We start from the raw sequence: 22,746 nt of genomic DNA, 5'->3' as shown, positions 1-22,746 counted from the left end.
TGGCTGTAATTTAAGGTGGCTTTTACAAGATTAATATTGTGATGGTGAACGAGTTGTCCATATTAGGTTTGCTAAAAACGATTGGAGGTTACGACAGGGTTAGTTATTAAATGTGAGCCAGCGTTTGGGCTGGCTCACGTGAATACAATAGCTTAAGTGCGGCTATTAACCGCTAACAAAAGGAAAGCTTAAATACAGCTGTATAATGAGTGCGTTGGTAATATCAATGAAGAATGCGCCGACTAAAGGTACTACTAAAAATGCCTGTGGTGAGGGGCCGTAACGAGATACTAAAGATTCCATATTTGCAACTGCGGTAGGCGTTGCGCCTAAACCAAAACCACAATGACCGCCCGCTATTATTGCGGCGTTGTAGTTTTTACCCATTACTCTAAAGGTAATAAAGTAAGCAAACAGCATTAGCATAACGGCTTGTACTAAAATCATAAATATCATTGGGCCGGCTAAGCTCAGCAGCTCCCATATTTTTAACGACATTAAAGCCATGGCTAAAAACATTGATAGCGCCATGGTGCCCCATAAGTCTATACAGGCGCGGCTTACCTTATAAATTTTAGAAAATTCAGTAAGGTTAGTAATAAAAACACCAAATAATAATGGGATTAAAAATGCTGGTAAAATAACGTCAATTGCTTTTAATGCGTCGTAGCCCATGCGGCCTAAGTACATACATAATAATATAACAAACAAGGTTTCCATCATTTTACGCGGTGTTACTAGGTCGTGATCATCTGGGTCGAAGGTAACTGTGTCATCGCGCTCTTCATGGTATGAAGTGTCTGCTTTTAAGTTGTATTTATTAATGAGGCGCCTGCTGACTGGGCCGCCAACTAAGCCACCAAGAATAAGCCCAAGCGTAGCGGCTGCCATTGCCAGTTCAAATACGCTGCTTTGCATACCATATTCATTAATAAACAAATCAGCGTACGTAGCACCACTACCATGGCCACCAGAGAGTGTTACAGAGCCGCCAATTAACCCCATTAAAGGCTCCATACCGGTTGCTACCGCAATAGATATACCTAAGGCATTTTGCACCAATAAATAAATTGTTGCGACGCCCAAAAACAGCGCGACTTTAGGGCCACCTTTAATTAATAAGCTAAAACTCGCACCCAAACCAACAGTGGTAAAAAACATGGTCATTAATGGGGTTTTAAAAGTCATATCGAATTGAAAGTTAATATCAAAGTAAACGTGCAGAATGGCCGCAATAATAGAAAAGGCAATACCACCCACAACGGGTTCAGGAATGTTGTTGTCTTTAAGAAAAGCAATTTTGCTATTGAGATAATAGCCTGCAAAAAGTATTAACAAAGAAACTAACAAGGTTTCTATAATAGAAATTTCAATATTCATAAGCGCATTTAACCTTTTTAATACGGTATATTTTTGTTTGCACATGAACCAAAGTTTGACCGTGAAGAGGTAATCAACAGATTAGCAGTTCAAAACTTTAGAGCGCCATAAGCAAAAGCAGTACCTTGCAACTTAGCAAATCATTAATTAAAAACAGGCAAAGTTTAATTTTGAGGGCAGGAGCTTAGCATATACCGGTTACCGATCAAGATGCATATTTTAAGTTTGTATACTATTTTGCAGCAAACACAGCCATAAAGTAATCCTTATTTATTAGTTTTAATGTGGTTGTATTTTTTTACAACAAACAAAGTTGGGTGTAATTGTTAAAAGTTGAATAGATAAAGGGACAGTTCACTTTTATTCGTTACGCGTTTTGGCTCATTTATAGCGGGTTATTAACTTTAAAATAGAATCTATAATTAATTGTTGGAGGCATATTTTTAACTTAATGCTGAGCTTTAATGTGCTGTGGCTTTACACAATGCTTATATTTTTTGAACGCAATTTAAACTATGCGTGTTATACCTAATGGTTATACAAAATCACTAAAATAAGCCTCAATATAAGGTGTTATTCACCCTAGAGCATAAATATGGATTTATTGGCTACAGAGTTTGTTACTCCCTGTATAGCGCTGTTACTTATTGTACTTGCAGGCTTTACATCGTTTGTATCTGCCGCGTTTGGTGCCGGTGGCGGGCTGATGTTATTAGTTGTTATGGCATCAATTATGCCAATGACGGTCGTGGTGCCAGTGCATGGCTTAGTACAATTAGGATCGAATGCAAATAGACTAGTGTTGAGCATTAAACATATAGATAAAAGTATGTTTATTTACTTTACGCTTGGTGGGTTGGTTGGCGCTGGCATCTCTAGCACTGTAGTTAATGATATTCAGTTAGATGGTATGAAGTTGGCGGTTGCGGTATTTGTGGTTTATTTATTGTGGGGTAAAACGCCTAAATTTAAAAACGACTCAAAGCTGGGGCGTTTAGTTGCGGGTTTAATAACGGCATTTATTTCTATGTTTGTTGGCGCAAGTGGACCGCTAGTAGCGAGTTATTTGCATATTAATAATTATGACAAATTAAAGTTCACTGCAACGTTTTCTAGCATTATGACCCTACAGCATGTGTTAAAGGCGTTTGTTTATACTGTTATTGGGTTTAGCTTTTGGCAATGGTTGCCATTGGTGATAGGTATGATTGCCAGTGGTGCGCTAGGCACCTGGTTAGGTATTTATTTACTTAAACGTATGCCTACAGCACGTTTTAAAGCTATTTTTAAGGTTATATTAACACTTATGGCTTGCCAATTGGCTTGGCAAGGCATAAGTGAAATATTGCTATAAGCAGATTATTTTACCGCAGCTTTAATAGGGCTGTCGCCATCAAAAAGCTCAAAAATACAACTGCTATTACATTGGTTTTGCGCAATGTTAAATAAAACATGAGCAACGTTTTCTCTGCTTATTTTTGCATTTGAACGATCGCTTGGTCGTGTTGTGCTGATAAGCATTGATGCAGCTTCGTTGGTTAATGCACCCGGTCGTACAATGGTATAACTAAGGCCGCTATTTATTAGGTATCTGTCTGCCATGTGTTTAGCTACTAGGTAAGGTTTTAGATCACTTTGAATTGCATCAGGATCGTCAGCACCTAACGAGCTCACCATAATAAAGTGTTTAACCCCGTGCTCTTTTGAAAAGTTAATTGCCTTAGTAGCAGCCCACAGATCAATTAATAAGGTTTTATCAGCACCTGTACCGCCGCCTGAGCCAGCAACAAATATAACTTGCTCACAGTCTTTTACTACGTCACTAAAATCGCTTTCTAAATCTTGTTCGATAATAGTTAAATGTACGCTATTTAAATCACTTAGTTTATTTTTATTGCGCACTAAAGCGATTACATTATGCTCATGCTGGAGTAATAACTCGGTAGTCATTTTACCAATTTGCCCGCTTGCGCCAATAATTAAGGTTTTACTCATCATTAACTCCTAAATTTGTTTGCTATTTCAGCTTACAGTAGATCGTGACTCGTTGGTATACCTTTCAAGTATAGCTAACTGATTAAATTTTATTACGAATTAAATCACGCACTATAAAACGAGCAGGGTGAATAGCTTGGCTTACACGCTCGCTGAGCGGGCGCGGCTCGTTGTTTAAACTGCTAATTAAGTGTTCACTGCAAAGTGGCGCACTGCATAAAGCACGTGCACCAAAGCCGGTGAAAATATGTAGCCCTTGTTGTTTTTTACTTAGGGCTTGGTACTGATAGCGTTTACCTAAACGTAAATTAGCAAAGGCAGTTAGGTAATCGCTTTGCTCTACCCACTCTCCTGCCATAGGTAAGTGATCAATAAAACTACAACGCACTGCGGCTTTTGCTGCGGTTATATTGCCTAAGCTAGTTGCAAAATTACAGTGGCCGTAAAAGTTGAGTAATTGCTCGCGATTACTAAGGTTGTCTTGCTCAGTTACTTGTCGGCTTTTGGTGTTTTTTTCAAACGTTGCGCCCATGCAATGATGATCTAAATAAGCGGGTGTAAAATAGCCTTTATGGCACAGCACCGTTTTTAGTTTAGTTGATTGCTCACTTGATTGCACATGCGATACTTGTCCGCGTACACCAACGATTGGTAATACTTTGGTTTGTGCAAATGCATCGCTGTGCTCACCTGCACATATAATTACATCGCTAAAGGGGCCAAACTGTTTGCCGTTACTAAAAAGTAGCCAGCCGTTGCTGGTTTTTTCTAATTGTTCTATATGGCAGTTAAAAGTACTTTCATAAGGCGATAAACAATGGGCGGCGCTCAGCATAGCATTAACTAGTTGTGGTGGATTTACCCAGCCACCTTGTTCAAAATATACGCCAGAATAACCAGTAGTAACGCCGGCTATAGTATCTCCTTGCTCTGCGGTTACGTTACGCATTAATGTTTGTGGCCATAATTGCTGCTGGGCTAAATTTTCATGGCGATCAGTGAGTGGCTGTTTTACTGCATGCTGCAATACGCCGCACCAGCTATGATCAAAACTAAAACCATCATTGAGTAATTGTTTATAAAGCCGTTTGGCATATAAAAAGCTATGCGCAAATAACTCGCTGTGTGGAGAGTTTTTTGCTTGTAAATGAGGGTATACCGCTCCTTGCACGTTGTGCGATGCCCCCATAGCGGGTGCAGCATCTTGGCAAAATAATTGGCTGCTAATACCTCGCTTAGCTAGGCTGTATAAAATACAGCTACTGGCAATACCACCACCAATTACCGCCACATTAGTAAGCGGGCTAACATCGTGATTAAAATAACTTGGCGCTGATTGTGTATCGTTAGTGTGTTTTAATGTGCCAATTAGCATGCTACGTTTGTGCGCGAACCCTTTAACTTTTTGCATGGTAAAGCCTGCATCGGTTAACCCACGGCGAACAAAGCCAGCAGCGGTAAAGGTAGCAAGGGTAGCTCCTATTTTTGAAATGTTAACCATGGTATCAAACAGGCTTTGCTGCCACATGTCAGGGTTTTTACTCGGTGCAAAACCATCTAAAAACCAAGCGTCTACTATGCCGGAGCGCGGATAGCTCATTGTTTTAATCGATTCCAGTGCATCACCAAAATATAGGTCGAGCACTATTGTCCCATTATTAAATTCAAGCCGATGGCAGCCTGCTAAATTAATGGGATACTGGCTGATAAGTTGCTCACTTAATAAATTAAGTTCAGGCCATACTTTTAATATTTTGCTTAAGTCGCTTATACTCAATGGGTGTTTTTCAAAGGCAATAAAGTGTAGCCGTTTTACACCATAGTCTAGTTGCTTTTGAACTTGTTGGCGTGCAAGGTGGTCAGTAAAGTGCTGGCATGTATTTAAAAAGTTAAGGCCGGTGCCAAAACCGGTTTCGGCTATAACAAAATGTGCTTGGTCATGGCTTTGTAACCGTGTATCTATATTGTTTTGCTGATAAAACACATAATAAGATTCAGCTAAGCCATTATCGTCAGAATAATAAATATCATCGAAGTCATTGGCAACAGGTGTGCCTTGGTGGTTAAAGTGAATGTTGGCGTTTTTTATCATGACCCATTTAATTTTAGAGATGAAATTTTTTAATTATTTTACGTGTTTTCTTTGAAATAGTCTGGCGTTATTTATAAGCTAGCAGTTCAGAGTACAAGTGTACGCTAGAAAGCTGACCACTTAGATGATTAAATTCGCGTAAAATAGAACGCAATTAAGTATTAAGCTAAGGGAATTACCCATGAGAAGAGCCGTAATTACAGGTATCGGTGTTGTATCAAGTATTGGTAACAACAAAGAAGAAGTATTAGAATCGTTAAAAACAGGCCGTAGTGGCATTGCGTTTAACCAAGAATTTGCCGATTACAAGCTACGTAGCAACGTGTCGGGTAAAATTGATATTGACGTTAAAGAACATGTTGACCGCAAAGCAATGCGTTTTATGGGTGATGCTGCTGCCTATTCTTATATTTCAATGACGCAAGCGATTGCAGACTCAGGTTTATCTGACGAGCAAGTGTCAAACGAGCGCACGGGTATTATAGTTGGTTCTGGTGGTGGCTCATCTAAATGGCAAGTAGAAGCGGCTGATATTTTACGCGAAAAAGGCGTAAAGCGTGTAGGTCCTTATATGGTGCCACGTACTATGGCAAGCACCACGTCGGCATGTTTAGCAACTCCGTTTAAAATTAAAGGTGTTAATTACTCTATTAGCTCGGCATGTGCTACATCAGCGCATTGTATTGGTAATGCAGTAGAACAAATTCAACTTGGCAAGCAAGATGTTGTTTTTGCTGGTGGTGGTGAAGAGCTGCACTGGACTTTAGCAATGGAATTTGACGCTATGGGCGCACTTTCTACTAAGTATAACGAAACACCAGAAAAAGCATCACGTACGTATGATGCAAACCGCGATGGTTTTGTTATATCTGGTGGTGGCGGTATTGTTGTGGTTGAAGAGCTTGAACATGCTCTTGCACGTGGTGCGCATATTTACGCAGAGATTGTTGGCTATGGTGCAACGTCTGATGGTTACGACATGGTTGCTCCTTCTGGCGAAGGTGCTGCACGCTGTATGCGCCAAGCTATGCAAGACGTAAAAAGTATTGATTATTTAAATACGCATGGCACATCTACTCCAGTAGGCGATGTTAAAGAGCTTGGCGCGATTCAAGACGTATTTGGTGGTAATTCACCAATGATCAGCGCAACTAAAGCAATGACAGGTCACGCCCTCGGTGCGGCGGGTGTTCACGAGGCTATTTTTTCACTATTAATGCTAGAGCATGGCTTTGTTGCACCATCAATTAATATTGATGAACTAGACGAGCAAGCTGCAGGTCTTGATATTGTGACTGAACGTCGTGATGTTGAGTTAAATACTGTAATGTCGAATAGCTTTGGCTTTGGTGGTACAAATGCCACTTTAGTTATGAGTAAATATAAAGGTTAATTAGTTTCTTACTAAATACCCTAAAGCCGAGCATTGCTCGGCTTTTTAGTTTGTGCAAAGCCTAGGTTGTTCGTTACAATAGCGACTCTTAATTGCCAAACGGACTCTGTATGAAAATTCTTGCCGATCAGAATATGCCTTTAGTTGAGCAGTACTTTGCAGACATTGGTGAAGTTGAGCGTTTTGATGGGCGACAATTAACAGCCGATCAACTAATAGACGTAGATGTGCTGCTTACTCGCTCAGTCACTCTGGTTAATAATGAACTTTTAGCACATGCAAACAAATTAAGCTTTGTTGGCACCGCAACAATTGGTGTTGATCATATTGATACGCAATTATTAAATGATAAAAACATTGCCTTTAGTAGCGCGCCGGGCTGCAACGCAATTGCGGTAGCCGAGTATGTAATAAGCAGTTTATATGCCTTAAGCCAAGAAAACGCCCGCCCACTTAATAATCAAACAATAGGTATAGTTGGCGTTGGCAGTATTGGCAGTTGTTTGGCGCAAAAATTACAAGCGCTGAATTTAACTGTACTTTTATGTGATCCAATAAAACATGCGCAAGGCTTATTAAACGAGCACGTAGCGCTTGATCAATTACTTGCGCAGTCAGATATTGTGACTTTTCATGTTCCTCTTATAAAAAGTGGCGAGCATAAAACGCTACATATGATGGATAAAGCCAGATTAAAAGCGCTCAAACCCGGGCTTACGCTAATTAATGCAAGCCGTGGTGATGTGATTGACAATCAAGCATTACTAGAAGTGATGCAAGCGGGTGCCGATTTAGATTTAGTACTTGATGTATGGGAAGACGAACCCACTATTTTAACTGAGCTACTAGAGCATGTGCGCTATGCAAGCGTTCATATTGCAGGGCATACCCTTGAAGGGAAAGCCCGTGGTACACAAATATTGTATCAAAAGTTTTGTGAACTCAAAGGGATAGAAGCAACAAGGTCGCTCGACGAATTTTTACCAGTGCCTGCAATTACTCAAGCTACATTAGGACAAAATTTTAATGAAGCTGATATTGCGCGTTTGGTGCATTTAATTTACGACGTACGCCGTGATGACGGTATTTTACTGCGTGATTTAGCAAATAACGGTTTTGATAGTTTACGTAAAAACTACCCTGAAAGACGAGAATTTAGCACTTTGACAATACAAGGTGTTAGCTCGCAACTAGCCACTTTAGCCCAGCTTGGGTTTACTGTTGCAAACTAATTTAACTAGCGATGTTGTTTTAATATCGCTTAAAGAGGAATAAATATGTCGCAAAAATATAACGTTGTGGTACTTGGTGCTACAGGTTTAGTTGGTCGTCAAATCATTGAAACATTAGCAGATCGCAAATTTCCAGTGGATCAACTTTTTTTACTTGCTAGCAGCCGCAGTGCAGGCGAAGACATTAAGTATTGTGGTGAGACCATAGAAGTACTTGATGTTGAAGGCTTTGACTTTAGCCAAGCGCACATAGGTTTCTTCTCTGCTGGTGGCAGTGTATCAGAGCAGTACGCGCCAATTGCTGCAGATGCTGGTTGTGTAGTAATCGACAATACATCATTTTTTAGAAATGATTTTGAAGTCCCTCTAATCGTACCTGAAGTTAACGCAGCAAGCTTAGCTGACTTTAGAAATCGTAACATAATTGCCAATCCTAACTGTTCAACTATTCAGATGATGTTGGCACTAAAACCAATATACGATGCTTACGGAATTGACCGTATTAATGTATCAACATATCAAGCAGTGTCGGGCGCAGGTAAAAAAGCGGTTGATGAGTTAGCAAAGCAAACCGCTAACTTAATGAATGCCCGCCCAGTTGACAGCGATGTATTTCCGAAGCAAATTGCGTTTAACGTGATCCCACAAATAGATGTATTTGAAGATAACGGCTACACCCGTGAAGAAATGAAAATGGTTAACGAAACGCATAAAATATTAGGCGATACTACCATTGCAGTAAACCCAACGTGTGTAAGAGTACCTGTATTTTTTGGTCATTCAGAGTCAATCAATATAGAAACACGTATGCCATATGACCTTGAACACGTAAAACAGTTATTAAACGACGCGCCAGGTGTTGAGCTTATTGATGATGCGGGCGATTACCCAACAGCGGTATCTGATGCCAGCGGTAATGACACAGTTTATATTGGTCGTTTACGCGCCGATATTTCACATCCACATGGTTTAAATATGTGGGTTGTAAGCGATAATACCCGCAAAGGTGCAGCAACAAATAGCATACAAATTGCAGAAGAGCTTATTGCTAACTACATGTAATTACTTATAGCTTTAAAGCAAAAAAAGCGGTAAACATTATTTGTTTGCCGCTTTTTGTTTATATGGCTGTCAATTAATTGCCGCATATAATTTAAAAGCGTATAAAGATGTTGATATAACAGATTTAAATACTTTTAATTATAAATTTAAGGTATTTATTTTCAAAGTGTTGCGATGGATATTAGTGGCTAACTGGTTTATAGTTTGTAACTGGAATAGAGCTTGCAATAAAAATAGATTGTAATAAAAAATGTGAGTCAGCCATTTGGTTGATAACGGCAAGAATAATCAATGTTTATGCGCCTATTTTGTGGCGCTACGTTAACATTTAAACATTAAAGGATCAGCATGCGCGGTTTAGCTTCACTTATTATATTGGCGTCTGCATTGATAGTCACTTCTGTTTACTCTCAAGACAGTACCCAACTAAAGGGGCCTAAAGGCGTTGACTATGGTGCGCAAGGACGAACAATAGGGCCAATAAAACCGACCGATACACTCTGGCGTATTGCTGTTAAAGTTCGTCCTGATAACTCTGTAAGCATTTATCAAGTTATGCAGGCCTTGTATAACAAAAATCCAAATTCATTTTTAGAACAAAACCTTAACCACATGCAAAGTGGTGCCTACTTAAACATACCCACCTTAGCTGAAATAAAAAGTGTTAGCTCTGAGCTAGCAAGACAGCGCTCTGAACAAGACGACAAGTTATGGGAAAAAAAGAAAAACGGCACGCTAACGCAAAGCGAAATTAATACAGCTCAAACCAAAGTAACGCAAGCGCGTAAAGTTGACGTAGACGAAGCTAAAAAAGAATTACAAAAAGAACTCAATGACATAAAAACGGATCAAAGTAATAGATTGGTTGAGCTGCAACAGCAATTTAAAAGTTCGGTAAACAATGTCGAAGAAATATTAGTAGAGAATAACAAGCTTAAAAAACAACTCACAGGTATTTCACAAGAGCTAAAAAACTTACGCGAGCAACTAGGCCAAGACAGCGAAATACAGCTGCAACTTAAAGACTTAATAGTTAAACAAAATGAAATAATAGCGCAACAAAAAATCGAAGACGTCAAACAAGATGCTGAATTTGACTTAGGGGCCTTGCTATCTAATCCGCTGGTTTTAATTTTGTTAATGACTATACCTGCATTATTAATTATTTTTGCCGTTGTAATGTTGTTACGTAAACGCGCAAATAACACCGAACAAAATAACCAAGATGATGATGAGTTTTTACCGCAAACTCCCGTTTACAGCAGTGATGACAGCGATGATGTTGTAAGTGCTGCTAGCCACGAGGATCCTATTATTCCTGATCCATTGGATGATTTAAGTGTTCAATTAGATGACGGAATTTCGGATGACGCGCTGTTAGATGACGATGTAGCGTTTGACGACTCATTAGATGATAGCAATTTATTAGATCAAGATGAGTTAGAAGGCTTACTGAGTGATGACATTATTTTTGATGATGAAAATGGCCAAGACGATGATGAGCTCGATATTTTTATGCAGCAAGGCTTTGATGAGCCTGTAGATGAAAGCTTAGAGGACACTATTGATTTAGACTTAAACACATCACAAAGCAGTGATGATATTTTAAGTGCCGATGATTTAGATAGCTTATTTGATGAAGACGATAGTTTACCAGAAATTGAATCGAGTGATAGCGACAAAGTAGCACCAGGAAGTGGGGATTCCCACGATGAAATATCTGCCTTTAGCGAAGAGTTAGCAAGTGAAGATGACGATTTTGATATTGATGATTTATTAGAGTCAGAGCAATCATCAACACCAAACAATGCAGAAGAGTTGGTAGAGGAAAACGACGACTTTGATTTAGACGATATCGACAGCTTAATCGACGAAGCAAACGTTCAGGGCGATGATTTGCTTGAAGAACAAAGCAGCGCTACAGAGCTAGTTGAAGAAAACGATGATGTTGATATTGACGACATCGATAGCTTAATCGATGAAGTAAGCGAGCAGAGCGATGATCTGCCTGAAGAGCAAAGCAGCGCTACAGAGCTAGTTGAAGAAAACGATGATTTTGACTTAGATGATATCGACAGCTTAATCGATGAAGTAAGTGAACAGGGCGATGATCTGCTTGAAGAGCAAAGCAGCGTTACAGAGCTAGTTGAAGAAAACGACGACTTTGATATTGACGATATCGACAGCTTAATCGATGAAGCAAACGTTCAGGGCGATGATCTGCCTGAAGAACAAAGCAGTGCTACAGAACGCGTAGAAAAAAATGATGATGTTGATATTGACGATATCGATAGCTTAATCGATGAAGTAAGTGAGCAGGGCGATGATCTGCCTGAAGAGCAAAGCAGCGTTACAGAACTCGTAGAAAAAAATGATGATGTTGATATTGGCGACATCGATAACTCAATCGACGAGGTTAGTGAACAAACCGATGAAGAGCAGCCTGAAACAGCGCTTGAAGAGCAAAATAATACAGCTGAGTTAGTAGAAGAAACCGATGACGTTGACTTAGATAACATTGACGACATCGACAACTTAATTGATGAAGCAAGCGAGCATGGCGATGAAGAGCAGCCTGAAACACCGCTTGAAGAGCAAAATAATATAGCTGAGTTAGTAGAAGAAACCGATGACGTTGACTTAGATAACATTGATGACATCGACAGCTTAATTGATGAAGCAAACGAACAAAGCGATGAAGAGCAGCCTGAAACAGCGCTTGAAGAGCAAAATAATACAGCTGAGTTAGTAGAAGAAACCGATGACGTTGACTTAGATAACATTGACGACATCGACAGCTTAATAGATGAAGCAAGCGTTCAGGGCGATGAAGAGCAGCCTGAAACACCGCTTGAAGAGCAAAACAATACAGCTGAGTTAGTAGAAGAAACCGACGACTTTGACTTAGATGATATTGATAGCTTAATTGATAACTTAGACGACGACCTTGATGAGCATGATACACAAATAGATACAGCACTTGCTGAATCAGTAGAGGATTTAGAAAAAGCTCAGCAAGAGTTAAATAGTGAAGACGCTGAATCTGTTGCCTCTTCATTAAGTGAAAATACCGGGTCAGCACTTGAGTCAGAACCAGAGCTTACAGTAGAAGATCAAGACGATTTTGGCGACTCAATGATAGAGGATTATTCAGATACGTCGCAGACGTTACTCGATCCTGAAGATGCGCTTGAAGAATATAATGACGAGAATTTAAAAAGTGTTGATGAGCTTTTAAATGAGCTACAACAAGCATCCGATGATGAAGAGTATGTAGAAACCCCTCAGTGGTCGGTTGATGATTTAAATGATGTAACAGAAGCTGAATTAGGTGACGACCCTCTGGGTATTGAAAACGATGAATCTGAATTATTAGCAGATGAGTCAGTGCCTGATGTAGCAGCGGCTGATGTAACAGCGCCAAATGAAGATCTTGATGTAGACGAATACCCTGAGCTAGATCTGAATGACGATGCAATACTAGCGGCAGATGAACAACAAGCGTTTACCCCGCAAGAGCTGCAAGGCGATAACTTGGATGGTGATGCTAAAGACATAGCCTCGAGTCAAGCTGAACAAGATCTTGCAAACTCGCTACTAGCAGGTGGTAATTTAGATAGTTTAGATGATGACTTTGACGATGAACTATTAATTGAAAACGATTTTTCAGAGCTCGATAGTGAACAACAAAATGAAGATGAATTATTACCAATAACCTCACCACCAGAGGTTGATGCAAGTAATTCGTCTGAGCAGCAATTAAATGATGACGTTAGTGATGATTTGCTTAACGAAGTAGACGATATTCAAATTGAGCAATTAAATGAAGAGTTAGATGAGAAGTTAATTGATGAGCAAACAAATGTAGACCGTGAAGCGGCATTAATGCCAACAGAGTTACCGCATAACGGTGAAGTTGCATCGGATGATGAGCTTGATGACGAGTTTATGGCCGATTTAACTCAGACCGACTTTGATGCATTACTAAATGAATTAGCCGATGCCGATGAGCTGGATATTGCAGACAGTAGTGAGTTTGACGTTGATTTTAATAACTTACTCAGTGATGAAATAGATACTGATGAATCAGCTTTAGTGCCACAGCCAACTGTTAACAGCAATACTATTGAGCAAACTAGCAAAGATGAGTTTGTAGATATTGATGCGTTATTAGAGCAAAGTGACGACGCAGATACAGAGCACGAACCTTACGATGATGTGAATATGGACGTAGGGCTAGGTGATTTTGACTCATTACTGGCCGGCGATAACCCAACAGATGTTGATGCTGAAAGTGGCGGTTATTCTGCTAAATTAGACTTAGCCCGCGCTTATATTGAAATAGATGATTTTGACTCAGCGCTTAAGGTTATCGAAGACGTTATTAATAAAGGCCCTGAAGAAGTTCAACAAGAAGCGCTTAGCTTAAAAGCTAAACTTAAATAAAATAAAGAGCATAAATTTAAAGCCCGTAATTTTACTAATTACGGGCTTTTTTAATCGGGATAGGTTTGATTATAGCGCAGCTGCTTTTATTGCATCGCTAGATAGCATAAAATGCCCCGTTCATTAGCACAGTAGGTAAAGCAGTAATTATGCGAGTAGCACTTGGAGTTGAATACAACGGCGCACGCTATAGTGGTTGGCAACGACAATCACACGTAAACAGCGTACAACAAGAAGTAGAAACAGCGTTATCGCGTATTTGTAATCATCCGGTTGCAATTGTATGCGCAGGGCGTACCGATGCCGGTGTGCATGGTACCGGGCAAGTTGTGCACTTTGATACAGATGCACCACGCGATATGGTGGCATTTACTTTAGGCATGAATACATTGTTGCCAAAAGATATTGCTATTCGTTTTGCTCAGCCAGTGGCTGATGATTTTCATGCTCGTTTTAGTGCTACAGCACGCCGTTATCGTTATGTTATTTATAATAACCCACTTCGTGGTGCGGTATTAAACGAAGGTGTTACGCACTTTCATCACACGCTTGATGAAACTAAAATGCAAGAAGCGTGTCAGTATTTAATAGGTAAATACGACTTTACGTCGTTCCGCGCTATTCACTGCCAAGCAAATACTGCTATTAGAACAATTCAGCATTTATCGGTACAGCGCCAAGGCAGTTACGTTATTATAGATATTAAAGCCAATGCTTTTTTACATCATATGGTACGTAATATAACGGGTTGTTTAATGGATATAGGCTTACATAAACAACAACCTGTTTGGCTAAAAGAATTGCTAGATTTAAAAGAGCGAGCAAAGGCAAGTGCAACCGCTAAAGCTGCCGGTTTATACCTGGTAGATGTTGATTATCCTGAACAATTTAACATACCTAAAACGCCATTAGGACCTTTGTTTTTACCAGATATTAGTATTTAATTAGGTGGTTTTTAACTGTTTAATCTAAGCGCTGGCAACTACTAAGACCAGTTTTTGATACCGTGTTAGTGTAATTCATGTTTTAATTGAGAAAATTTGTTTGCATGATAAGCATGCAAGCTCGCGACACAGAACAGCATTAAGAGAGTTGCAAATGAGTTGGCTAGAAAAAATCTTACCTAAAACGACAAAAGCATCAGGTCGTAAAGAAATTCCAGAAGGTGTTTGGGCTAAGTGTACATCGTGTGATTCTATTTTGTATAAAGCCGAATTAGAAAAAGCATTGAATGTATGTCCTAAGTGCGATCATCATATGCGTATTAGTGGGCGTAAGCGCCTTGAGTATTTTTTAGATGAAGGTGACCGTGTAGAACTTGGTACACAGCACGAACCTAAAGATGTGCTTAAATTTAGAGACTCAAAAAAATACTCTGACCGTATTACAGCGGCGCAAAAATCAAGTGGTGAAAAAGACGCGCTTGTGGCAATGAAGGGACATTTAAAAGGTATTCCTGTAGCTGCTGTAGCATTTGAATTCTCATTTATGGGCGGTTCAATGGCATCGGTAGTAGGTGCACGTTTTGTTGACGCTGTTGATCAATGCTTAGAGCATAATATGCCACTTATTTGTTTTTCGGCTTCTGGCGGCGCACGTATGCAAGAAGCACTTATTTCATTAATGCAAATGGCTAAAACCAGTGCCGCGCTTGCTAAAATGACAGAAAAAGGCTTACCATTTATTTCAGTTATGACTGATCCAACAATGGGCGGTGTTTCTGCATCGCTTGCTATGTTGGGCGACATTAACGTAGGCGAGCCAAAAGCATTAATTGGTTTTGCAGGGCCGCGTGTTATTGAGCAGACAGTGCGTGAAACACTCCCTGAAGGTTTTCAGCGTAGTGAATTCTTGCTTGAACACGGTGCAATAGACATGATTATTGACCGTCGTGAAATGCGCGATACATTGGCACGCATTTTGGCTAAGTTTATGAACTTGCCTTCTACTGAGCAAGAGCATAGAGTAGCGTAAATTTAAGCTTTATTGATCTAACGCTATGACAAAAACAATTCCTAGCCAATCATCAAGCCTTGATGATTGGCTTTTTTATTTAGAAAGTGTTCACCCTGCAAATATTGCAATGGGGCTAGAACGCGTTGCCAGTGTTGCTAATAACATTGGGCTATTAAACACCTCAAGTAAAATTATTTTGATTGCCGGTACCAATGGTAAAGGCACCACAGCACGCTGCCTAGAGTCGTTACTTTTAGCGCAAGGCCTTAGCGTAGGTACGTATGCTTCACCACATTTAACGCACTATAACGAACGTGTACGGGTAAATGGGCAAGAGCTTAGCGATCAGTATCATGTTGATGCCTTTCATTTACTAGAACAAGGGCGCAAAGATACCGCACTCACTTATTTTGAATATGGCACCTTGGCTGCGCTGGCAATTTTTAAGCGCTGTGAGGTTGACTACGTACTCTTAGAGGTAGGTTTAGGCGGGCGTTATGACGCCACTAATATTGTTACGCCTTTTGCGAGTGTTATTACCACTATCGATTTAGATCACAAAGAATACTTAGGTGATACGCGCGAACTCGTTGCTTATGACAAAGCGGGTATTTTTCGTGAAAATACGCCGGCTATTATTGGCGATTTAAATATTCCCCATACCATGACTGATTATGGCGATGAAATAAATGCCAAGATGGTTTTATCAGGGAGTGACTTTATATTTAAAGAACACGCAGATACCTTTAGCTGGCAATACCAACAGTACAACCTTGAATTAGCTAAACCAGCAATTCCTAGTCAAAATGCAGCAACAGCGTTAACCACGCTAAGTGTGTTAAATTTACTCCCGAGTGAGTCGGTGATCAAAGCCTGTTTAGCAAACCTGGTTGTGGAAGGGCGTTTTGAGCAGTTAAGCGACCAACCCTTGGTATATACCGATGTAGCGCATAATCCTGAATCGGCTCGATATTTAGCAAGTAAATTACTAAGCTACAAAGATAAAGGCTTTAAAATTCATGCATTAGTCGCTATGCTTGCTGATAAAGATAAAGCAGGTGTGCTTAAAGAAGTAAGCCATTTAGTTGATCAATGGTCGTTAGCGAGTTTAAATGGCCCTCGTGGTGATAGCGCTAGCAACTTACAAAATGCGCTACAAAGCATACCGCATAATGATATTAAGCATAGTTATAATAGCGTAGCAGCAGCACTCGATGTAATTTTGCCAACACAACAAAACGACACAGTTTTGATTGTTTTTGGTTCATTTTTTACCGTTGCTGGCGCTATTGATTACTTTAAAAAATAGAGAGAATATCGGTGAACTCAAGTTTTATAAATCGCTTAGTCGGAACAAGTATCGTGGTAATAGCAGCAATTGTGTTTATACCTAACATACTTGATGGTGAAAAAGTGCACTATAAAGAAGGCTTTAAAGCGATTCCAGAACGCTCTGAGTTCAAAACAATCGATCTGCAGCAAGAAATTGATGAAAACGTAGCCGGGGCAGACTCGTTGCAACAAGATGAGATAGAAGACATTCAAGCAGATGATATCGCTTTTGAACAACAAGCTAATATTGCTCAAAGTGACTATACATCAGAAGCTAAAGTGGTAGAGGCGCTAATAGCGCCTAAAGCTCAACCACAAGCAGCTGCGCCGGTACAATCAATCAAGCCACGCCAAAACAATGAGAACCTAACCAGCATGGCTTATGTCATTCAATTAGGTAGTTTTTCTCATGCCGCAAACGTAAAAGCGCTGCAAGCAAAGCTGCAAGCTAAAGGGTTCAAAACCTTTACTAAGCCAGTAAAAACGCCAAACGGTACATTAACTAAAGTATTTGTTGGCCCATCGCTTAATAAAAATGAGTTACAAAAGCAATTACCAGCACTTAAAGAGCTAACTAAGCTCAATGGTAAAATAACGCAATTTGAAGTAACCAAGTAACGTATTGCACCTAGCCTTGTGTGCAAGGTTAGGTGTTTTTATTAGTCGTATTACACTTCTCATATGTTGGTCAAAACTATTTTAATTAAGGTTAAAATTTACTGTTTTGGGCAACCAGTTATCTCCCGCTTAAACTTGCATATTAACGATGTTTAGGTATAGAATGCGCCCCAAATTAGCGACTAATTGGTTCTTATGATCTGGGTTGATTACGCCATTCTTGGCATTATTGCACTATCTACCGTCATCGGTTTAATACGCGGCTTTGTTAAAGAAGCTATGTCATTAGCTGTATGGGCTGGCGCTTTTATCATCTCTAGCTTGTTCTATCAATATTTAGCTTCCTTCCTAACTACCATTTCTGAACCCCTTTTAAGAAATGCAGCGGCCATAGCCATATTATTCTTTGTGACGCTATTGTTGGGCGGTTTACTAAACTACATTTTAGGTGAATTAGTACAGCGTACTGGTTTATCAGGCACCGACCGTGTTTTTGGCATAGTGTTTGGTGCTCTTCGAGGCGTGTTGGTCGTGAGCGCGTTACTCTTCTTTCTTGATGCTTTTACAGGTGCGCCTAATACGCATTGGTGGGGCAACTCTATTTTGATTCCGGAATTTGGCTTTGTTGTTGAATGGTTTTTTTCATACATTGAAAACAACTCAAGCTTTTTAAATTCAGTAAACCGTTAATCGGCGAGGATAAATTACATGTGTGGTATCGTTGGAATAGTCGGAACATCGCCAGTTAATCAGGCGATTTATGATGGCTTAACTGTTTTGCAGCATCGCGGCCAAGACGCCGCGGGTATTATTACCATTGACAACAATACGTTTAGCTTACGCAAAGCAAATGGTTTAGTGAGAGATGTATTTCACACTCGCCATATGAAACGATTGCAGGGAACAATTGGCATAGGCCATGTTCGTTACCCAACAGCAGGCTCGTCAAGCTCATCAGAAGCGCAGCCATTTTATGTAAACTCTCCTTTTGGTATTGCATTAGCACATAATGGCAACCTAACGAATGCAGAAGAGTTAAAAGAGCAATTGTTTTCAGAAGCACGACGCCATGTAAACACCACCTCTGACTCAGAAATATTGCTTAATATTCTTGCGCATGAGTTAAGTAAATCAAACAAGCTACAGCTTGGCGCAGAAGATATTTTTACCGCTATTACCGAAGTAAATAACAAAGTGAATGGCGGCTATGCTGCTATCGCGATGATTATTGGCCACGGTGTGGTGGCGTTTCGTGACCCTAATGGTATTCGTCCATTGGTATTTGGTAAACGCGAAAGCGCAAAAGGCACCGAATACATGTTTGCTTCAGAAAGTGTTGCACTAAAACAAGATGGTTTTGAATTTATTCGTGATGTAGCACCAGGTGAAGCCATTTATGTAACCGAAAACGGTGAATTTCACTCGTTAAGCTGTGCAGATAAAGTATCTTATTCACCATGTATTTTTGAGTTTGTTTATTTTGCTCGCCCCGATTCAACCATTGACCGTATGTCTGTTTATGCAGCACGGGTAAATATGGGAACTAAATTGGGTGAAAAAATAGCACGTGAGTGGGCTGATAAAGACATTGATGTGGTTATTCCTATTCCTGAAACATCGTGTGATATTGCGCTCGAAATAGCCCGTGTTCTTGATTTACCTTACCGCCAAGGTTTTGTTAAAAACCGTTACATTGGTCGCACATTTATTATGCCCGGCCAAGAGTTACGTAAAAAATCAGTGCGTCAAAAGTTAAATGCCATAGATCGTGAGTTTAAAGGTAAAAACGTATTACTGGTTGATGACTCAATTGTGCGTGGTACTACCTCAGCGCAAATAGTTGAAATGGCTAGAGAGTCGGGTGCTAAAAACGTTTATTTTGCATCAGCTGCTCCTGAAATACGTTTTCCTAATGTGTACGGTATTGATATGCCATCTGCAGCCGAGCTGATTGCTCATGGCCGTGAAGTGGAAGATATTAATGCAAGTATTGGTTCTGACGGTTTGATTTTTCAGTCATTAAAAGATTTGATTGCAGCGGTTGGCAAAGAAAACCCTGAAATCACTAAATTTGAAACATCAGTATTCGATGGCCAATATATAACTGGCGACATTGATCAAGATTACTTAAATCGTATTGATAAAATGCGTAATGACTCTGCAAAAAGTACTCGCGAAAATGCGATGTCTGCAGGGTTAGAGATTCATAATCAAGATGAAAACGAATCAGACTAATCGTTAAAAATATTTAAATAAAAAAGGAGCTAATTAGCTCCTTTTTTTTGTTTGCCCAGCGAAGCTGGCAAACCCGATAGGCTGAAAGATGCCTTATTACCCTGACTAAGGGGAAGATAATCTGAATGGCAAGGGCGTCACTGGCCAACGGTGGGGTCTGAAGGAAGCCATAAGAAGTTAGAGGTACACAACTAACCGTAACCTGTTTCGGCAGTATTGGTGGGTCAGCGTGCAAAATAGCGCAACGCCCTATACTTAGTCAGACCAATACTGTGCTTGAGGGTGGGATTTCTAACAGGGAGCCAGTGCAGTAACTGGGGAAGCCTGGCATCTAAACTTAGTGTAAATAAGTGGCCTAAACTCAAGGGGAAACCCAAGGTTTAACGTCGGTGTGAGGTGGCAGATGAACCCGTAGTAGTGAGTAAGGCTAGGCCGATGAAAGCCAGTAATGGTGTGGAGGACAAAACCAAGCCGACTATCAACAGAATGTTTGATAGGGTCAATTTTAATCAAAAGTTTTAATTGATTGCGAAGGGGGGAAGTATTCTTTAAGTGTATGAAAATCAGGAGTATCGACGTATAGGCTCACATGTATTTCGACGGAAATAGGCAAGAGATGACGGCTAAGCAGGAATGTGGACGCTGAGAACTGAAGGCCGAGCATGGGAGTAATGAGCGACCACTTAGGCAGATTGCCATTCGGCTAGCACACCTAATGTCCTCATGAAGAACACCACTATACATCAATGTGAAACGACAGACATACCGTAAGCAAAGGCAATTGATGACAGTTTACTACAGCTTGTATGGGCAATTATTAGATATTAATAACCTGTACAAGGGATTCAAAAAAGTGAAAGCAGCGAAAGGAGCGGCCGGAATAGATAGGCAGTCCATAGCCGCGTTCGCCTTGAATTTAGAAGAAAACTTGAAACAACTGCAAGGTGAACTGCAAAGCAAGCAGTATCGCGCACAGCCAGTCAAACGGATAGAAATACCGAAAGATGATGGTGGTGTGAGACTGCTGGGAATTCCAACAGTTCGCGACCGCATAGTACAACAAACACTATTGAACATTCTCCAACCGCTCTTCGACATCGACTTTCACCCATCAAGTTATGGGTACAGGCCGAAACGAAGTTGTCATGACGCCATCAGCAAAGCCACGGTATTTATTCGTAAATATCACCGTGAGTGGGTGGTTGATATGGATCTGTCGAAGTGTTTTGACCTACTCGATCACGACTTGATCATAAGCAGCGTCAAAAGCAAAGTGACAGACGGTAGCATCTTAAAACTGCTCAAACAGTTTTTAAAAAGCGGAGTAATGATAGGCAATAATTGGGAAGCGAGTGAGCTAGGAAGTCCACAAGGTGGTGTTATCAGTCCACTGTTGGCGAATATCTACCTAGATGCATTTGATCAAGAAATGAAAAAGCGAAATCACAGAATAGTGAGGTACGCCGACGACATATTGATCTTATGCTGCACAGAAAAAGCAGCCAAGAATGCACTCACAGTAGCGACTCAGATACTCGAAAAAGGCTTAAAGTTAACAGTCAACGAAAAGAAAACGCACATAGCGCATAGTAGTGAAGGCGTAAAATTTTTGGGAGTGGAGATAGGCAGTAATTGGACGCGTATCCAAGCCACAAAACTCAAAGGCTTTAAACAAAGAGTTAAACGATTAACAAAGCGAAATAGTGGCATGAACTTAATTGAAGTAATAAAAAGACTCAATCCAGTGGTGCGCGGCTTTGTAAATTATTTCAGTATAGCCAATTGTAAACGAGTGCTAAATTTGTTGGCAAGGTGGGTGAGACGACGATTAAGGGCAATTCAGTTAAGGTTGTGGAAAAACCCAGCGAGGTTGCATAAGCGACTAAAACAATTAGGGAAAAAGCCGCCATTTAAGTTCATCAAAATGAACTCATGGCGAAACTCTCTAAGTCCATTATCGAATGTAGCGATGCCAAACCAATGGTTTGAGGAGCAAGGTTTATATTCAATGGAAAAAGTAAGTACAGGATGGCTTGCTCAATCGGCGTTTAGAAAATAAGCCGAAGGGATAGAAGAATACAGGAGCCGTATACGAGGCCCGTACGTACGGTTCTGTGAGAGGGATGAGGCAAAAGCCTCACCCTACTCGATGTGCAAAAAAGCACAAATACTTTTACTCCAACGCGGTGCAGTGCTTATGTAAACATGGGGCTCACTATTCCATTAGTCCATAGCATAGCGGTAACCGCTAAAATAATAACCAGTAAAATTAAGCCACAAGTTACTACAGAGCTTGCGTAAATAAAGCCTCGTTCTTCTGGTATATGCATTAATATTGGCACACCGGTATAAAGTAAATAAACCGAGTAAGCCAAAGCAACCATGCCTACGCACACCACAAACCATAAGTGCGGTAAAAAAGCAGCTAGTGCCGACATAAACACCGGGGTTGCAGTATAAGCTGCTAGTTCGAGAGCTTGAGTGAAAGTGGGCTGAGCACCAAAGGTTACTCCCATCCAGTGGGCTAAATAAGCCAAAGCAAATATACCCGCAATTAGCGCCACATACATTGCAATTGCAATAAGTAGTGCACTGTCATGGGTTAAAAATACGGGGTTTCCTGTACCTATGCTCCATCCTAAATATACCGATGAATAGTACCCCATAACCGAGGGAAACAGCGCTATCAACACAATATGCGAGAGGCTATAAGTTAGGCTTTCATGGCGGTTATCAATTGTTTGCCATTCTTCAAGTGGGTGAGCGTAAAGCCCCCATAGGTGGTTTAGTATCATAGTGTTTACTCCATAAAAGTAACTTATTAGTTTTTTACTGTTTTATTTTTATACAGTCACTATACAGTTATGGTTCACTTGCAATACAAAGTCAAGGCAACATTGTATTAACATTTTGAAGTTGTAAATGATACCCATGTAAAAGTAGGCCGTGGTGATCTTTTAAAAAGGTTTCATGGTAAAATCGTTATTAAGTTTAAAGTTATACTG

The 22,746-nt window shown here is 40.3% G+C and carries 16 protein-coding genes; 12 read left to right on the top strand and 4 right to left on the bottom strand.

Annotated elements, in window-relative coordinates:
- Positions 1–165 precede the first annotated feature (165 nt).
- Complete coding sequence (gltS, locus tag PNIG_RS12010) at positions 166–1,380, bottom strand: sodium/glutamate symporter (RefSeq protein WP_011328742.1); 1,215 nt, start codon at positions 1,378–1,380, stop codon at positions 166–168.
- A 595-nt stretch (positions 1,381–1,975) separates the two neighbouring features.
- Between gltS and PNIG_RS12005 the strand changes: the two genes are divergently transcribed.
- On the top strand, positions 1,976–2,734 hold the full coding sequence (locus PNIG_RS12005) for a sulfite exporter TauE/SafE family protein (protein WP_089368574.1): 759 nt from the start codon (positions 1,976–1,978) through the stop codon (positions 2,732–2,734).
- 5 nt (positions 2,735–2,739) lie between these two features.
- Here the strand turns inward: PNIG_RS12005 and PNIG_RS12000 are convergent, their stop codons facing one another.
- Together PNIG_RS12000 and mnmC are read right to left on the bottom strand one after the other, a co-directional pair.
- On the bottom strand, positions 2,740–3,375 hold the full coding sequence (locus tag PNIG_RS12000) for an SDR family oxidoreductase (RefSeq protein ID WP_011328740.1): 636 nt from the start codon (positions 3,373–3,375) through the stop codon (positions 2,740–2,742).
- Between the two features lie 82 nt (positions 3,376–3,457).
- Complete coding sequence (gene mnmC, locus PNIG_RS11995) at positions 3,458–5,467, bottom strand: bifunctional tRNA (5-methylaminomethyl-2-thiouridine)(34)-methyltransferase MnmC2/FAD-dependent 5-carboxymethylaminomethyl-2-thiouridine(34) oxidoreductase MnmC1 (protein ID WP_089368573.1); 2,010 nt, start codon at positions 5,465–5,467, stop codon at positions 3,458–3,460.
- Between the two features lie 181 nt (positions 5,468–5,648).
- On the opposite strand from mnmC, the gene fabB reads away from it, so the two are divergent.
- The 11 genes from fabB to ltrA all read left to right on the top strand — a co-directional run bounded on the left by fabB (position 5,649) and on the right by ltrA (position 21,800).
- Complete coding sequence (gene fabB / locus PNIG_RS11990) at positions 5,649–6,860, top strand: beta-ketoacyl-ACP synthase I (RefSeq protein ID WP_089368572.1); 1,212 nt, start codon at positions 5,649–5,651, stop codon at positions 6,858–6,860.
- A 110-nt stretch (positions 6,861–6,970) separates the two neighbouring features.
- Positions 6,971–8,092, top strand: a complete 1,122-nt coding sequence (locus tag PNIG_RS11985) for a 4-phosphoerythronate dehydrogenase (protein ID WP_089368571.1) — start codon at positions 6,971–6,973, stop codon at positions 8,090–8,092.
- Between the two features lie 45 nt (positions 8,093–8,137).
- Positions 8,138–9,154, top strand: a complete 1,017-nt coding sequence (locus tag PNIG_RS11980; protein WP_089368570.1) for an aspartate-semialdehyde dehydrogenase — start codon at positions 8,138–8,140, stop codon at positions 9,152–9,154.
- Positions 9,155–9,502: 348 nt separating this feature from the next.
- Positions 9,503–13,600, top strand: coding sequence for a FimV/HubP family polar landmark protein (locus tag PNIG_RS11975; protein WP_089368569.1), 4,098 nt, complete (start codon positions 9,503–9,505; stop codon positions 13,598–13,600).
- Positions 13,601–13,749: 149 nt separating this feature from the next.
- Positions 13,750–14,544: a tRNA pseudouridine(38-40) synthase TruA gene (gene truA, locus PNIG_RS11970; protein ID WP_011328733.1), complete on the top strand. Its 795-nt coding sequence runs from the start codon at positions 13,750–13,752 to the stop codon at positions 14,542–14,544.
- A 154-nt stretch (positions 14,545–14,698) separates the two neighbouring features.
- Complete coding sequence (gene accD, locus PNIG_RS11965) at positions 14,699–15,574, top strand: acetyl-CoA carboxylase, carboxyltransferase subunit beta (RefSeq protein ID WP_011328732.1); 876 nt, start codon at positions 14,699–14,701, stop codon at positions 15,572–15,574.
- Between the two features lie 25 nt (positions 15,575–15,599).
- Entirely contained in the window at positions 15,600–16,865 is a 1,266-nt protein-coding gene (gene folC, locus PNIG_RS11960) for a bifunctional tetrahydrofolate synthase/dihydrofolate synthase (RefSeq protein ID WP_086998467.1), read from the top strand.
- An 11-nt stretch (positions 16,866–16,876) separates the two neighbouring features.
- Positions 16,877–17,506 (top strand): SPOR domain-containing protein, encoded by a 630-nt coding sequence (locus tag PNIG_RS11955; RefSeq protein ID WP_089368568.1) that lies wholly within the window; start codon positions 16,877–16,879, stop codon positions 17,504–17,506.
- A 195-nt stretch (positions 17,507–17,701) separates the two neighbouring features.
- Positions 17,702–18,196 carry a CvpA family protein gene (locus PNIG_RS11950; protein ID WP_089368567.1) on the top strand — a complete coding sequence of 165 codons (495 nt, stop codon included), beginning with the start codon at positions 17,702–17,704 and terminating at the stop codon, positions 18,194–18,196.
- Between the two features lie 18 nt (positions 18,197–18,214).
- Complete coding sequence (purF, locus tag PNIG_RS11945; RefSeq protein ID WP_089368566.1) at positions 18,215–19,741, top strand: amidophosphoribosyltransferase; 1,527 nt, start codon at positions 18,215–18,217, stop codon at positions 19,739–19,741.
- Between the two features lie 784 nt (positions 19,742–20,525).
- Positions 20,526–21,800, top strand: a complete 1,275-nt coding sequence (ltrA, locus tag PNIG_RS11935; RefSeq protein ID WP_089368512.1) for a group II intron reverse transcriptase/maturase — start codon at positions 20,526–20,528, stop codon at positions 21,798–21,800.
- A 136-nt stretch (positions 21,801–21,936) separates the two neighbouring features.
- Here the strand turns inward: ltrA and PNIG_RS11930 are convergent, their stop codons facing one another.
- Entirely contained in the window at positions 21,937–22,536 is a 600-nt protein-coding gene (locus PNIG_RS11930) for a Yip1 family protein (protein WP_011328727.1), read from the bottom strand.
- Between the last annotated feature and the right edge of the window lie 210 nt (positions 22,537–22,746).

The organism is Pseudoalteromonas nigrifaciens (assembly GCF_002221505.1).
Lineage (GTDB): Bacteria > Pseudomonadota > Gammaproteobacteria > Enterobacterales > Alteromonadaceae > Pseudoalteromonas > Pseudoalteromonas nigrifaciens.
The sequence above is the reverse complement of the archived record's forward strand: the minus strand, read 5'-3'. Positions and strand labels throughout refer to the sequence as shown.